This window comes from Nonomuraea antimicrobica (assembly GCF_039536965.1).
Lineage (GTDB): Bacteria > Actinomycetota > Actinomycetes > Streptosporangiales > Streptosporangiaceae > Nonomuraea > Nonomuraea antimicrobica.
On sequence record NZ_BAAAZP010000009.1, the window covers coordinates 24,267 to 37,549 of the forward strand.

Genomic DNA, 13,283 nt, shown 5'->3' on the forward strand with positions numbered 1-13,283 from the left:
CGGTGCCCTGGTCGACGACCAGGGCACCCTGGGGTCTCAGCCCGGCACCCGGCTTACCGGCGCGTCGTGGCTTCCGGCGACGAGGTCCGCCAGCAGCCTCAGCCCGGCGGCGGAGGAGGAGCCCGGCTCGGCGTAGAACAGCGCGAGGCGCTGGCGGTCGTCGTCGGGCAGGACCAGGGCCTCGTTGTAGAGGGTGAGGCGGCCCACCAGGGGATGGTGCAGCTCGCGGACGTGGTGGTCGCACACGCGTACGGGGTGCGCCGACCACAGGGCGGCGAACTCGCGGCTCTTCATGGTCAGCTCGCCGACCAGCTCCGCCAGTTCGCGGTCGTCCGGGTGCCGGGCCGCCGACCGCCGCAGATCGGCCACCGTGTCCCGGGCCTTGGCCCGCCAGTCGGTGTACAGCCCGCGGGTGTGCTCGTCGAGGAAGACGAGGCGGGCGACGTTGGGGCGGTGGCCGGGCCGGTCAGGCGCGTCGAAGTCCAGGTGACCGGCGAGCAGCGCGTGTCCCGTACGGTTCCAGGCGAGCACGTCGGCGGCGCGGCCGATGATCAGCGCGGGTGTGTCTCCGACGGCGTCGAGCATCAGCCGCACCGATGGGCGCAACCGTTCCTGGCGGCTGCGCCTGCGGGCCGTCGCGGGCGCGGGGCGGGCGAGCGCGTACAGGTGTGCCTGCTCGGCGGCGTCGAGCCGGAGCACCCGGGCGATGGCGTCCAGGACGGCGTCCGAGGCGTTGGGGCTGTTCCCCTGTTCCAGCCGGGTGTAGTAACCGGCGCTGACCCCGGCGAGCTGGGCGAGCTCCTCCCGGCGCAGCCCCGGGACGCGGCGGCGGCCACCGTGCTCCGCCAGTCCCACGTCCGCGGGTCGCAGCCTGGCCCGGCGATTTCTCAGAAATTCGCCAAGTTCGAGCTTTGTGTCCATATCGCCAAGGATGCCGTACCTGCCGCTGTGGAGCCTGCACCTGTGAGATGCAGGCAGCGCGGGGGCGTCCACCGCTCTCAGCGGGCCGCGGCGGGGCCGCCGCGCCCGGTCAGCGTGCGGCCGTGGGCGTCGCCTTCCACCGCCTCCACGTACAGGCGGGCCACCTCGGCGGCGGGGGTGCCGTCGGCCGGATCCATGCCGAGGCCGAGCAGCGTCTCGCGGATCCAGCCGGGGCTCACGACGTTCAACCGGACGCCGGGAGGCGACTCGATCGCGGCGGCGTGCACGAACGCCTCCAGCCCCGCGTTGACGAGATGGCCGAGCGCGCTTCCCGGGACCGGCTCGGCGAACCGGCCGCTGGTGAGCGTGACGGACCCGCCGCGCGGGAGGTGCGCGAGCGCCCGGCGTACCAGGTTGACCTGGCCGACGAGCTTGCCCTGGAGGCCGTTCCAGAAGTCCGCGTCCGAGGTCCCGCTCAGCGGCGTCATCGCGCCGCTCGCCGCGCAGGCCACCACCGCGTCCACCGGGCCGACCTCCTCGAACAACCGGTCCACGGACGCGGCGTCCGCCAGGTCTACCTTGATCGGGCCGCCGCGGGAGGCCCCCACCACGTCGTGACGTACGGCGAGCGCGGCGCACACCGCGCGGCCCAGGGTCCCCGTCGCACCGATCACCAGAACCTTCATGTGATGCCCCCGTTCCTCGAAAGTGGCGTACGGACCCAGCCTGCGGCCACCCGCCGGGTCGTAACCAGCGCACTGCCGGGAGTACACCTGCCAGGTACAGGATCGGGTGCCGCGCCTGGACCGGCCCTCCGCCTTCTATCGAACCGGCAGACTCACCTGGCCGTCGACGTCGGAGACCGCCACGGTGCCCTCGCCCGGGTCACCACGGTGAGCGCGGGAGTCCAGGGCGACGTGGCGATTGTCACTCATCATCCACAGCCGGCCCGCCGGGACCAGCACACTGAACGGCACGTGCGAAGCGGGCGGAAGGGCGAGGTACGGCTCGTCCAGCGCCTTGCCGTTCACTTCGAGGCGCCCCTGGGAGTCACAGCAGACCACGGTGCTTCCCGGTACGCCGATGACCCTCGACACGTGCCCGGCGTCCGGGGTGATACCCGTCCAGTCGGCCGGTGTGAACACGACGACGTCACCCGGGCGGGGGACGTAGCCACCCACGGCCCGCCGAACCGTGAGGCGCGCTCCCTTCTCGACGGTCGGCAGCATCGACTCGCTCGACATCGAGAAGGAGAAAGTGCCGACGGCCTCCCCGAGCAGCGCACAGCCCGTGGTGGCGAACAGGACCGGGCAGAGCAGCGCCACCGCGGCCACGCGTAAAGGAATCACCACGGCATTATCCCGGACGGCGGCCCCGACGAGCGCCACGCGCACCGGTGGACGGGCCGCTCGGCCAGGTCGGCGCGGGAGCGGTACAACTGGGGCTTTCGGCATACCTGCCGTATGACTACGATCTGGCACCGATCGCCTGTACGGCGATCATTCATCATGGGCTTCACCAACCGGCGAGGAGAGTGTCCTGCACGTGGCTGGATGGGGCAGGAACAGGCGACAACGCACGGGGGCCCAGAACGGCGGCAGCGGACCGGCGGGGCCGGCCGGCGGCGGCCAGAACGGCGGTAACGGACCGGCTGGACCGGCCGGCGGCGGGCCGCGGCGACCGGCGGGTGGACGCCGGTTGCCGTTGCGTACCGTGCTGCTCATCGTGGTGATCGTGCCGAGTGTGACGTTCACTCCGCTGCTGGCGTCGGGCATGCGCCAGCTCTTCACGCAGTGGCAGGCGGAGCAGGCCCAGATGGACCTGGCCACCACGGTCGTCGGCAGGCCCTCGATCGACCTGTTCTTCGCGCTGGACCAGGAGCGCCAGGTCACCGCGCGTGTGCTGGCCGGTCCCAGGAGCCAGGCCGGTCCCGGGAGCGCCGCCCGTCAGAGTCTGGCCGAGCAGCGCGAGGCGACCGACGAGGCCGTGCGCGCCTTCCGCCCCCTGACGGCGCTGGACGTCGCCAACGGGCAGGTGGGGCTCACCGCCGCGATCTCCCGGACCGTACGCGGCCTCGACCTCCTGGAGCAGCAGCGTCGCGCGGTGGACGAGGGCTCGTCCGGCAGCCGGCAGGCGTTCGACTACTACAGCGGCGTCGTCGAGTCGGGCCTCGGCGTGCTGACCGCGCTCAGCCACACCGACGAGGGCCAGGTGAACACCGCGTCGCAGCCGCTGGTCGACCTGCTCTGGATCATCGACCTGCTCGGCAGGGAAGACGCCCTGCTGGCTCGCGGCTGGGAGACCGGCCGGCTCACGAAGACCGAGTACGGCCTCGCCACCGAGGCCATCGGCACCAGGAACCACCTCATGCACGCCCGGGTGGTCCCCGCACTCACGGGCGAGGAGACCCGGTACGCCAAGCTCACGGACGGCGAGGCGTGGCGGGCCATGACCGCCGTGGAAGGGCGGCTGACCCTCGCCGCGGGCAACGCCGACGGCGATCAGCTGAGGCTCCGCGACGACAGCGCCACCTGGCGCTCCTCGACGGAGACGGTCGCCACGCAACTGCGCGAACTGCTCAGCCTGCGGTTCGAGCACGTCACCGAGATCGGCTACGGCCACGCGAACATGATCTTCACGGTCTTCGTCAGCATCTCCACCGTCGGCCTGCTCGCGCTGGGCCTGGTGGTCCTCACGAGCTGGCGGCTGACCGCCGTGCTGCGGCGGCGGATCACGCACCTGCGCCAGGAAGCCCACGAACTGCAGGAGCGGCTGCCCGACGTGGTCGCCCGGCTGCGGCGCGGCGAGGACGTCGACGCGGACGCCGAAGTGCCCATGATCACGCCCACCGGCGACGAGCTCGGCGAACTCGGGCACGCGCTCAACCTGGCCCGCCGCAGCGCCGTCCGCACCGCCGTACGGCAGGCCGAACAGCACCGCGGCTTCCAGCGCATGCTCCAGCGCATTGCCCGCCGCACGCAGATCCTCATCGGCCTGCAGTTGAAGAAGCTGGACGAGCTGGAGCACAAGCACGAGGACCCCGAGGTGCTGGAGGGGCTGTTCGACCTGGACCACCTCACCGCCCGGCTGCGCCGCTACGAGGAGAACCTGGTGATCCTCGGCGGCGGGCAGCCGCAGCGGCGCTGGCGCAAGCCGGTACGGCTGCTCGCCATCCTGCGCGCCGCCCAGAGCGAGGTCCAGGACTACCGCCGGATCTCGATCGACGTCGAGGGCGAGCCCTGGATAGCCGAGCGCGCGGTGGGCTCGCTGATCCATGTCCTGGCGGAGCTGATGGAGAACGCCACCACCTTCTCCAAGCCGCTGACCCCCGTCGAGGTACGGGCCGCGGCGGTCGGCCGGGGCGTCGCCGTGGAGATCGAGGATCGCGGCCTGGGCATGGAACCCGAGCAGTACGCCGCCGTCAACGCCCTCCTGCAGTCGCCGCCCCAGCTCGACGTGCTGACCCACGCCGACGACGTACGCCTGGGCCTGTACGTGGTCGCCCGGCTCGCCGCGAATCTGGGCCTTCAGGTGGAGATGCGCGCGTCGGCCTTCGGCGGCACCCGGGTCGTCGTGCTCCTCCAGGAACCGCTGATCGTGGACCGCCCGCCCGCCGCTCCCGAACCGGCCGAGCGCCCAGAAGAGGCCCCCCAGGAGGCCGCCACCGCCACCGCCACCACCGCGGCCAACACGGAACCCGGGTCGGAGGCGTCGGAGGCGGGCCCGGCCCGCGAGGACGGTGCGCTGCCGACCCGTTCCAGAGGACGCGCGATGGCGTCCGTGACCGCCCAGGCAGGCTCGCCGGGGCCGGAGCAGGGCCCGGCAGGACCACAGGACCATGGCGGCGCAGCGGCGCCGTACGCCCGCCGTCCGCTGCCCCAGCGGGTGCGCCAGGCCAGCCTGGCCGAGGAGCTGAAGGCCCCCGTGGACACGGACGACCGCGACCAGGAAGGCCGGGCCGCGCGCGACCAACCGCGCCGATCCGGCGCCACCATCGGCGCGTTCCAACGGCAGTCGCGCAAGCGCCGCGCCGATGACGACGCCGCCCCGCCCCGGCCGGGCGGATCCCCGGAACCCACCACCCCGACGACGGAAGATCGATGATGACGCAGCGCACCACCGCCACCAACAGGGACCTGGACTGGCTGCTGGACGGCCTGGTGGATCAAGTCGCCGGCACCCGGCACGCCATCGTGCTGTCCGACGACGGCCTCGTGGTCAGCCGGTCCAGGACCATCGACCGCACGGACGCCGAACGCCTGGCCGCGATCGCCACCGGCCAGCAGAGCCTGGCCCGCGGCGTCGGGCAGCTCTTCAGCGGCGGACCGGTCCAGCAGGTCATCATCGAGATGGCCGACCTGTGGCTGTTCATCACCGCGGCGGGCCGGGGCACCCATCTGGCCGTGCTCGCCTCGCAGGAGGTCGACGCCGAGCTGATGAGCGTCGCGATGCACACGCTGATCCAGCAGGTCGGGCAGAAGCTGGGCACCGACGCCCGCACCCCGCAGGGCCGCGACATAGGGGGACACGGATGAGGCACTGGACGGAGGGCCAGGCGGACGACGACGCCGACCGGTCCCTGGTCCGTCCTTACACGATCACCGGCGGGCGAACCACCCCCGAGCGGGACGACCTGACGCTGATCACCGTGGTGACGGCGGTCGCCGAGGTGCTCGCGGAGCCGGGACGCGACCGGCGCAGGCTCCAGCCGGAGCACCGTACCGTCCACGGTCTCTGCCGGCGGCCCCTGGCGGTGGCCGAGATCGCCGCCGCGCTGCACCTCCCGGTGTCGGTGACCAAGATTCTCATCGGCGATCTGATCGAGTCGGGCCAGGTACGGGCCCGGCCACCGCTGGCTTTCGCGCGGGCAGGCGGTCTCCCCGACATTTCAATCCTGGAGGCGGTGAGGGATGGGTTACGCGAACTCTGACCACGGTGACGATGCTCCCCTGGCCGTGAAGATCCTGATCGCCGGCGGGTTCGGCGTCGGGAAGACGACCATGGTCGGCGCGGTGAGCGAGGTCGCCGCCCTGCGTACGGAGGAGTACCTGACGCACGCCAGCGTCGGCGTGGACGATCTGGACGGCGTGGGCGGCAAGGCCACCACCACGGTCGCGCTGGACTTCGGCCGCATCACCATCAACCGGCAGCTCGTGCTCTATCTGTTCGGCACCCCCGGGCAGGAACGGTTCTGGTTCATGTGGAACGACCTCGTCAACGGGGCACTGGGGGCGGTCGTCCTGGTCGACACCCGGCGGCTGGAGGTGAGCTTCGCGTCGATCGACTTCTTCGAGAGCCGCGGCATCCCGTTCGTCGTCGGCGTCAACTGCTTCCACGGCGTACGGGACCGGACCCACGAGGAGATCCGCAAGGCGCTCGACCTCGATCCGCAGGTGCCCCTGCTGCTCTGCGACGCCCGCGACCGGAGGGAGGGGCGCGATGTGCTGCTGGCGCTCATCGATCTCCTGATGGCCGCCCAGTCGCCCAGCACACCGCACCCCGTGTCCTGACCGGCCGCGTGTCCGGGTCCTGACCGGCCGCCGCCCGGGTGGGCGGCGGCCGGTCATCGGGGCGTTCAGGCGCGGCCGTTGGCGGCGCACCATCCTGCCCAGGTGGTGGTGCCCTTGCCGAGCTGCTTGTTGTAGAAGGACGTCCAGGAGTTCTCGCTCGGCCCGGGTTCGGCGGGGGCGGCCTGGTACAGCGGGTGGTTCGCCTCGACCTCGGCCCGCAGCCACGGCTCGATCTGGCCGTAGGAGCCCAGCGACCAGCTACGGGCGTGGTAGGTGAGCTGGCCGCGCACGTCGCTTTCCGGCAGGCACATGAAGGGCGCCCACGGGCTGGTCCGCGCCCAGCTGATCTTCGTCTTCATCGCCCCGTACGGCACGCCGGGCTTGGTGCGGGCCGCCACCTCGCGCTGATCGACGGAGAAGTCGAACATCTCCTGCGCGGCGTAGACGCCGCCGGTCAGGCCGAACCGCTCGCCGAGCGTGGCGGCGAAGTTCGTGCGTACGCCGATGTCGCTGGTCCACAACGTCTCGTCGTGCAGTTGCTGCAGCGGCGGGCCCGCGTACGAAGGGGTGATCGGGAACGGTCCGAAGTTGACCGTGTCATTGTTGATGGGCACGACCGGGTACGTCTTGCCGTCGATCGGGTTCGTCCACTCGCGCAGGACGCGCTGGGGGTCCGCCGGGTCGGTGTAGAAGACGATCTCCCGGGAGAGCTGGTAGAGCTGGTTGGTGTCGGGGACCCGGTAGAGCCGCCGGATGTTGTAGCCCTCGATGTTGAACAGCTTCTGGCCGTGCCGGATCGCCGGGTCCAGACTGTTGCCCTCGACGTTGGCGTACACCGAGCCGGAGATCCGGAAGACCATGTCCTTTCCGTCCGGCCGCCCGAACGTCTGTAAGGACAGCTTCCCGCTCGGGTCGGTGACCGTCGCGTAGAGCGGCCCGGGATGTGTGGGACCGTGGGACTCGTCGTGCGCCGCCGCGCCCGGAGTGCTGGTGCTTAGGAGCATGGCGATCGAGGCCAGTAGCCCGGTAATGCCTTTTCTGATCACGTTCGGCCTTTCGGTGCCGCGAGGGAATCGAGCGAACAGCGCCATATTGTGATCATGCCGCGCGAAGGCTTGTCCACTCGGGTGTCCACCCCGATGACCAGCGGTGACCAGCACGGCGGCGCGGGCATCGTCACGGTGGGGTAACCTTCCGGTCTGTTTACTTTGAGTATTCATAAGATTACTGTGCGTAGCGACGGTTCCATTCGAGTGAAAGGAGACTTCCGTCGTGCTTATCCGTCGTCACGCGCTCGCCTCGGCCGCCGCCGTGGTCGGCCTGCTGAGCCTGGCGCCCGCCGCGCTCGCCGACCAGGCCAGGACCACCACCCCGCAGGTCGCCGTCCAGTCCGGGCACCCGCACGTCTTCGAGTGCCGGTACCTCGACGTGGACGACTTCGCCGTCCACGGGCGGCACTGCTGGCCCGACCACTGGGGGCCGCTGCACAACGTCGTCATCCAGGGCCCGATCTTCTGGCAGCGGTACCACTGCCGGACGGGATGGGCGGAAGGCCCGCTCTGGGTCAGAGGAGAACACTGCTTCCCGGTTCTCCCCTCCTAGAGGAGGGACGACGGCCGGCTGACCCGGCCGGAGTCCGGCTCCGGCAGGCCACCGGCGCCGCAGGGCGCCCGGGGGAGAACCCCCGGGCGCCCTCTTGCGTCCCGATCTCGCCGCTCGCCGCTCGCCGCTCGCCGCTCGCCGCTCGTGGCAGGTGAGCTGGGCGTGGGCCTGGCCGCCGGGTTGAGCACCCCGGCCACCCGCTGACCAGCGGGCTGCGACGGCGGCCCGATCCTTTTCTGGCCGCATCGCCTCGTCGTGAGTCGCAAGGGTCGCCCGGGTTGATAGGCAAGTTGTTGCTTGCATATGGTGGGGGTCATGGCCGAGGATGCCGTCACGTACCACGAACTGAGCGCCGGGAGGACCGATCCTCGTGGTGCGTACGGAGGGCAAGTGGCGGGTCCACGCGCTGCGCCCCAGGCCCTCGCCGAGGTCGACCGGTGGCCGGAGCCCTGTCGCGTGCTCTGGCCGAGGCGCCTCGACGCCCTGGAACGACACCTGGAGGAGAACCCATGATTCACGGAACCCTGGAGACGATCGACGGCCGCCCGGCCCTGCGCTTCGAGCGCGCGCTCCCGTACCCGATCGAGCGTGTGTGGCGGGCCGTCAGCGTGCCGGCCGAGCTGGAGCGCTGGTTCCCGGCGGCCGCCGACTGGACGCCGGCGAGGGGCGAGACCTTCGAGGCCGCCGGCGAGAGCGGCGAAGTCACCGAGGTCGTTCCACCCCATCGCCTGGCCTGGACCTATGCCGGTCAGCTCTACGGCTTCGACCTGACGACCGACGGGGGCGGCTGCCGCTTGGTCTTCACCCACGTCATCGACGACCATGGCCTCACCGCGCAGACCGCCACCGGCTGGGAGACCTACCTGTCGCGGCTCGAGCCGCATCTCGCCGGTGAGTTCGTCTCGGAAGAGGTGGCGCACGAGCCGTGGGCGGAGCTCCACGAGCTCTACGCCGAGCGCTTCGGGGTCGACCCGGGGCCGGGCCGACGCTTCGCCGCGGCGCTGCGCGGGGACACCGCCGACGCCTGACCCGCCGCACCACCACTGCGCCGATCATGCCGCTGGGAGCCCTGGGAGCCCTGGGCCACCGGCCCCGGCCGTCCCGTCGTTCTCCGGCGTCACCGTCCCGCCAGGCAGTGCTCGTTCAGCCGTCGCCCGGGGCAGCCACGGCTGACGCGGGCAGCCGGGCGGCCAGCCGCAGCAGCCCGGCGCAGGCGAGTGCCAGCAAGGCGGACAGCACGGCCCAGATCAGCGGCGGGGCCACGCCGATCAGGGCCGAGAACCCGGCCAGCGCCAGCACCTGGCCCACCGACCACGTCATCTGATGGACGGCCAGGTAACGGCCGCGCAGCGCCGGGGGCGCCGTGCCCGCCGCCAGCGCGGCGGCCGGGGCCGTGTGCAGGAGTTCGGCGAGGGTGAAGACGAGGGTCGCGGCCACCAGACCGCAGGTTCTCGGCAGGCCGGAGGGGAGGAACGCCGTCGCGGCGTACAGGGCGCAGGAGAGCACGAACACGGCTCCGGCCAGCGCCATCGCGTGCGTACGCCGGGCGTGGCGCTGGAAGCGCCGCACCGGGAGTTGCCCCGCCGCGATGAGCAGCGTGTTGACCGTGTAGAGGATGCCCAGCAGGGCGAGTGGCGTCCCGAGGGCCGAGACGGCGTACAACGGCAGCCCCACGGAGAGGATCAGGTGGGCCGGCGTGAACGCCTGCTCGGCCAGCACCAGCCCCATGAACGGCCGGTCGCCCAGCACCCGCCGATAGCCGCCACCCGGCCGCTCACCCGCGCGGACGGCCCCGGACGCGCGCGGCCGGACGCTGCGCGGCAGGAGCAGGCAGGCCGCGGCCACCGCGAAGCTGATCGCGTTGAGTGCCGCGATCAGCGCGAATCCGGTCTGGCCCGCCACCGACACGGCCGTGGCCGACAGGAGACCGCCGAGCCCGAAGGCCACGTTGCGGGCCGTCGCCTGCGCCGCGTAGAGCCGGTCTCTGCCCCCGCCCTCCGTGAGCGCGGCGACGTGGCTGCCCGACGCCGGATAGTACGCGCGATCCCCGGCCGCGATGACGGCGGCGACCGCGACGAGCGGGCCGAAGCCGTCCACGAGCGGGTAGAGGCCGAAGCCGAGCGCGCGGATCACGTACGTGCCCACCAGGACGGTACGGGCGTCGAACCGGTCGCCTGCCTGATCCGGCCAGATCGGGGATCCGTCTCAACGATAGTGAATCACGATCGATACCCATGAAAAGTATGTGTTGGACTCATAGATCGGTTCTCGCGCACTCTTGAGCGCATGAAGGAATCCCTGAAGCGGGCACCCGCCCCGGCGGCCGCTCCGCGGCTGCATCGCGGGATCCTGCTTCTGATGTCGGTGGCCACCGGGCTCTCGGTCGCCGGCAACTACTTCGCGCAGCCCCTGCTGGAGGTGATCGGGCGGGAGCTGGGGCTGGGCACCACCATGGCCGCGCTGATCGTGACCGCCGCCCAGGGCGGGTACGCGGTGGGGCTGATCCTCCTGGTTCCGCTGGGCGACCTGGTCGAACGCCGCCGCCTCGCGGTCCTGCTCTTCGCCGTCACCGCGGTGTTCCTGCTGGTGTCGGCCCTCGCGCCGAGCGGTCCCGTGCTGCTGGCCGGGACCGCGCTGACCGCGATCACGTCGGTGGCCGCGCAGGTCGTGGTCCCGTACGCGGCCACGCTCGCGGCGCCCGGCGAGCGCGGGCGCGTGGTGGGGACGGTCATGGCGGGCCTGCTGCTCGGCGGCCTGCTGGCCCGCACGGCCTCGGGAACGCTCTCCGCGCTCGGCGGCTGGCGGACGATCTACTGGCTGAACGCGGTCCTGGTGTCGGTCGTCGCCGTCCTGTTGTGGCGGTTCCTCCCGCGCCTGCACACCCGTGTCGGGCTGTCCTATCCGGCGCTGCTGCGGTCGACGCTCGCGATGTTCCGTCACGAACCGCTGCTGCGCTGGCGGGCCGGGATCGGCGCGCTGTCGTTCGCCACGTTCAGCGTGCTGTGGACGGCGGTCACCTTCCTGCTGTCAGGCCCGCCGTACGGCTGGAGCGAGGCGGCCATCGGCATGTTCGGCCTGGTCGGGGTCGTCGGGGCGGTCACCACGCCGATCGCGGGCCGGTTGGCCGACCGCGGACGGGTGCAGCAGGTCAGCGGCGTCGGCACCGCGGTCCTGGCGCTGTCGTGGCCGGTGATCGGCGCCGGAGCGCTCTCGCCCGGCTGGCTCGCCGTCGGGGTCGTGCTGTTCAACGTGTCGCACCAGGCGGTGCTGAACGCCAACCAGAACGTCATCTACGCGCTGCGCCCAGAAAGCCGCAACCGGCTCAACTCCGCGTTCATGACCTCGTGCTTTCTCGGGGGCGCCGCCGGGTCGCTGCTGACCTCGGTGGCCTGGACCACGGCCGGCTGGACCGGGGTGACCCTGCTCGGCGGCGGGCTGTGCACCGCGGCTTTCGTGCTGTGGGCGCTGGAACGGGTCCACGCCAAGCGACTCTGACCGATCCCGCAGTTCATTCCTGATGTTTCCACCGAACCAATGAGAAGAAGAGAATGGTCACCAACGACAATCACCCGCACTCCATCTTGAGATCATGGCTCGGCGTTTCGGCGATCACGGCCAGTCTCTTCGTCTTCCTCACGACCGAGCTGATGCCCGTCGGCCTGCTCACCCCGGTGAGCGCGAGCCTGGGCATCTCCGTGGGCGCCGCCGGGCTGATGGTCACGCTGTACGGCGTCTCCGCCGGGCTCGGCGTGCCCTTCATCGTGGCCTGGACCAGGCGCGTCAACCGGCGCGTCCTGCTGTCGACGCTCCTGGTGATCCTGACCGTGGGCAACACGATCACCGCCATCTCCCCGAACTACCCACTGGTCCTGACGACGCGGCTCGTCATGGGCTTCGCCAGCGGCGTGTTCTGGGCCATCGGCGTGAGCATGGCCATGCGCCTCGTCCCCGGACGCCACGCGAGCAGGGCCGCCGCGATCGTCATGTCCGGCATCTCGGTCGCCGCGGTCGTCGGCATACCCCTGGGAACCGTCCTGGAGAGCCTCACCACGTGGCGGACCACGTTCCTCATCTGGGCCGGGCTCAGCGCCCTGGTGCTCCTCGCGGTCGTCACCGTCATCCCGTCACTGCCGTCGACGAACGCGGTCTCGGTACGGGAGGTCTTCGGGCTCCCGCTCAGGAACGCGCCCTTGCGTCTGGTGCTGTGCACCGTCGTGCTGTTCGTGCTCGGCCATTTCGGCGCGTACACGTTCGTGCGGCCCTACCTGGAGCAGAGCGCCGCCGCCACCCCGCTCTTCATCACCGTCGTGCTGATGGTCTACGGCGTGGGAGGCGCGGCAGGGAACTTCGTCGCCGGATTCACGGTGAACAGGAGCCTGCGGGGCAGCTTCCTCGCGGGCTGCGCCGGACTCGTGGTGTCGCTGCTGGCGCTGCTCGCGTTCGGCCACGGGCCGGTCGGCTCGATCGTGTCGCTGGTCCTGTGGGGTGTCTCCTTCGGGGTCGTCCAGTTGTCCCAGATCAACATGACGCAGGCCGCCGCGCCCGACACGTTCGAGGCCGCGATGTCGCTCAACACGATGGCGTACAACACCTCGATCGCGCTCGGGGCGCTCTTCGGCGGGCTGTTCGCCGACCATGTGGGCGTCACGAGCGTCGTCTGGTTCGGTGTGGCGCTGACGGCTGCCTCGCTGCTCCTCACCCTCGTCACCCGGCGGAAGACCGTACGCGCGGTCCCCGGTGACGCGCCGGTGCCCGCAGGTAAGTAGACCAGTCCTCCCATGCAGAAGAAGGAGATCGCCGATGCGCGTGAAAGCCTTTGACCACCTGGTGCTCAACGTGCGGGACGTCGAACGGTCGCTGGAGTTCTACTCGGGAACACTCGGGCTCCAGGAGGAGCGGGTCGCGGAGTGGCGGGCGGGGCAGGTGTCCTTCCCGTCGGTGAGGGTGAACGAGTCCACCATCATCGACCTGCTCCACCGCCCGCGCGGTGGGTCGAACGTGGACCACATCTGCCTGGTCGTGGACCCCCTGGACTGGCAGCAGGTGATCGACTCCGGCGTTTTCACCGTGCTGGAGGGACCGGTCGGCCGGTCCGGCGCGCGTGGCGTCGCGCAGTCGGTGTACGTGCGCGACCCGGACGGCAACACCGTCGAGCTGCGCTGGTACCCCCAGGACGCCGAACGGTGAGCCGTTCCGTCCCCGACCACCGACGACCGCCTCGCTCGGTTCATCCGCACTCCACGCGAAACA

General features: G+C 71.4%; 14 protein-coding genes. 9 read left to right on the forward strand and 5 right to left on the reverse strand.

The window, feature by feature from the left end:
- Positions 1-36: 36 nt before the first annotated feature.
- The 3 genes from ABD844_RS02900 to lepB all read right to left on the reverse strand — a co-directional run bounded on the left by ABD844_RS02900 (position 37) and on the right by lepB (position 2,270).
- Positions 37-921 carry a helix-turn-helix domain-containing protein gene (locus ABD844_RS02900; protein WP_344872635.1) on the reverse strand — a complete coding sequence of 295 codons (885 nt, stop codon included), beginning with the start codon at positions 919-921 and terminating at the stop codon, positions 37-39.
- Between the two features lie 77 nt (positions 922-998).
- Positions 999-1,607, reverse strand: a complete 609-nt coding sequence (locus tag ABD844_RS02905; protein WP_344872637.1) for a short chain dehydrogenase — start codon at positions 1,605-1,607, stop codon at positions 999-1,001.
- Between the two features lie 135 nt (positions 1,608-1,742).
- Positions 1,743-2,270 carry a signal peptidase I gene (lepB, locus tag ABD844_RS02910; protein ID WP_344872639.1) on the reverse strand — a complete coding sequence of 176 codons (528 nt, stop codon included), beginning with the start codon at positions 2,268-2,270 and terminating at the stop codon, positions 1,743-1,745.
- Between the two features lie 349 nt (positions 2,271-2,619).
- On the opposite strand from lepB, the gene ABD844_RS02915 reads away from it, so the two are divergent.
- The 4 genes from ABD844_RS02915 to ABD844_RS02930 are packed head-to-tail and all read left to right on the forward strand — an operon-like array spanning position 2,620 to position 6,431.
- Entirely contained in the window at positions 2,620-5,025 is a 2,406-nt protein-coding gene (locus ABD844_RS02915; RefSeq protein ID WP_344872641.1) for a sensor histidine kinase, read from the forward strand.
- Positions 5,022-5,456 carry a roadblock/LC7 domain-containing protein gene (locus tag ABD844_RS02920; protein ID WP_425568498.1) on the forward strand — a complete coding sequence of 145 codons (435 nt, stop codon included), beginning with the start codon at positions 5,022-5,024 and terminating at the stop codon, positions 5,454-5,456. Before ABD844_RS02915 ends, ABD844_RS02920 begins: the two co-directional genes overlap by 4 nt.
- On the forward strand, positions 5,453-5,851 hold the full coding sequence (locus ABD844_RS02925; protein ID WP_344872643.1) for a DUF742 domain-containing protein: 399 nt from the start codon (positions 5,453-5,455) through the stop codon (positions 5,849-5,851). Before ABD844_RS02920 ends, ABD844_RS02925 begins: the two co-directional genes overlap by 4 nt.
- Positions 5,832-6,431: a GTP-binding protein gene (locus ABD844_RS02930; RefSeq protein WP_344872645.1), complete on the forward strand. Its 600-nt coding sequence runs from the start codon at positions 5,832-5,834 to the stop codon at positions 6,429-6,431. The genes ABD844_RS02925 and ABD844_RS02930 overlap by 20 nt, the downstream gene beginning before the upstream one ends.
- A gap of 65 nt (positions 6,432-6,496) precedes the next feature.
- Here the strand turns inward: ABD844_RS02930 and ABD844_RS02935 are convergent, their stop codons facing one another.
- Complete coding sequence (locus tag ABD844_RS02935; RefSeq protein ID WP_344872647.1) at positions 6,497-7,435, reverse strand: DUF1838 family protein; 939 nt, start codon at positions 7,433-7,435, stop codon at positions 6,497-6,499.
- Between the two features lie 268 nt (positions 7,436-7,703).
- Between ABD844_RS02935 and ABD844_RS02940 the strand changes: the two genes are divergently transcribed.
- Together ABD844_RS02940 and ABD844_RS02945 are read left to right on the forward strand one after the other, a co-directional pair.
- On the forward strand, positions 7,704-8,033 hold the full coding sequence (locus ABD844_RS02940; RefSeq protein WP_344872649.1) for a hypothetical protein: 330 nt from the start codon (positions 7,704-7,706) through the stop codon (positions 8,031-8,033).
- Between the two features lie 509 nt (positions 8,034-8,542).
- The gene (locus ABD844_RS02945; protein ID WP_344872651.1) at positions 8,543-9,061 is read left to right on the forward strand and encodes an SRPBCC domain-containing protein; all 519 of its coding nucleotides are present in this window, start codon (positions 8,543-8,545) and stop codon (positions 9,059-9,061) included.
- Positions 9,062-9,176: 115 nt separating this feature from the next.
- On the opposite strand, the gene ABD844_RS02950 is transcribed toward ABD844_RS02945, so the two are convergent.
- Positions 9,177-10,226: an MFS transporter gene (locus ABD844_RS02950; RefSeq protein WP_344873023.1), complete on the reverse strand. Its 1,050-nt coding sequence runs from the start codon at positions 10,224-10,226 to the stop codon at positions 9,177-9,179.
- A gap of 93 nt (positions 10,227-10,319) precedes the next feature.
- Here ABD844_RS02950 and ABD844_RS02955 point away from each other — a divergent pair, with 93 nt between their 5' ends.
- Genes ABD844_RS02955 through ABD844_RS02965 form a run of 3 tightly spaced genes read left to right on the forward strand, consistent with a single transcriptional unit; the run spans position 10,320 to position 13,220 of the window.
- On the forward strand, positions 10,320-11,528 hold the full coding sequence (locus tag ABD844_RS02955) for an MFS transporter (RefSeq protein ID WP_344872653.1): 1,209 nt from the start codon (positions 10,320-10,322) through the stop codon (positions 11,526-11,528).
- A gap of 53 nt (positions 11,529-11,581) precedes the next feature.
- The gene (locus tag ABD844_RS02960; protein WP_344872655.1) at positions 11,582-12,799 is read left to right on the forward strand and encodes an MFS transporter; all 1,218 of its coding nucleotides are present in this window, start codon (positions 11,582-11,584) and stop codon (positions 12,797-12,799) included.
- A gap of 34 nt (positions 12,800-12,833) precedes the next feature.
- Positions 12,834-13,220, forward strand: coding sequence for a VOC family protein (locus ABD844_RS02965; protein ID WP_344872657.1), 387 nt, complete (start codon positions 12,834-12,836; stop codon positions 13,218-13,220).
- Positions 13,221-13,283 lie beyond the last annotated feature (63 nt).

Excerpts from the sequence above, each read along its gene's own strand:
- ABD844_RS02905 (WP_344872637.1), bottom strand. The coding sequence starts at position 1,607 with ATGAAGGTTCTGGTGATCGGTGCGACGGGGACCCTGGGCCGCGCGGTG.
- ABD844_RS02965 (WP_344872657.1), top strand. The coding sequence starts at position 12,834 with ATGCGCGTGAAAGCCTTTGACCACCTGGTGCTCAACGTGCGGGACGTC.
- ABD844_RS02930 (WP_344872645.1), top strand. The coding sequence starts at position 5,832 with ATGGGTTACGCGAACTCTGACCACGGTGACGATGCTCCCCTGGCCGTG.
- ABD844_RS02925 (WP_344872643.1), top strand. The coding sequence starts at position 5,453 with ATGAGGCACTGGACGGAGGGCCAGGCGGACGACGACGCCGACCGGTCC.
- ABD844_RS02955 (WP_344872653.1), top strand. The coding sequence starts at position 10,320 with ATGAAGGAATCCCTGAAGCGGGCACCCGCCCCGGCGGCCGCTCCGCGG.
- ABD844_RS02900 (WP_344872635.1), bottom strand. The coding sequence starts at position 921 with ATGGACACAAAGCTCGAACTTGGCGAATTTCTGAGAAATCGCCGGGCC.
- ABD844_RS02960 (WP_344872655.1), top strand. The coding sequence starts at position 11,582 with ATGGTCACCAACGACAATCACCCGCACTCCATCTTGAGATCATGGCTC.
- ABD844_RS02920 (WP_425568498.1), top strand. The coding sequence starts at position 5,022 with ATGATGACGCAGCGCACCACCGCCACCAACAGGGACCTGGACTGGCTG.
- ABD844_RS02945 (WP_344872651.1), top strand. The coding sequence starts at position 8,543 with ATGATTCACGGAACCCTGGAGACGATCGACGGCCGCCCGGCCCTGCGC.
- ABD844_RS02935 (WP_344872647.1), bottom strand. The coding sequence starts at position 7,435 with ATGCTCCTAAGCACCAGCACTCCGGGCGCGGCGGCGCACGACGAGTCC.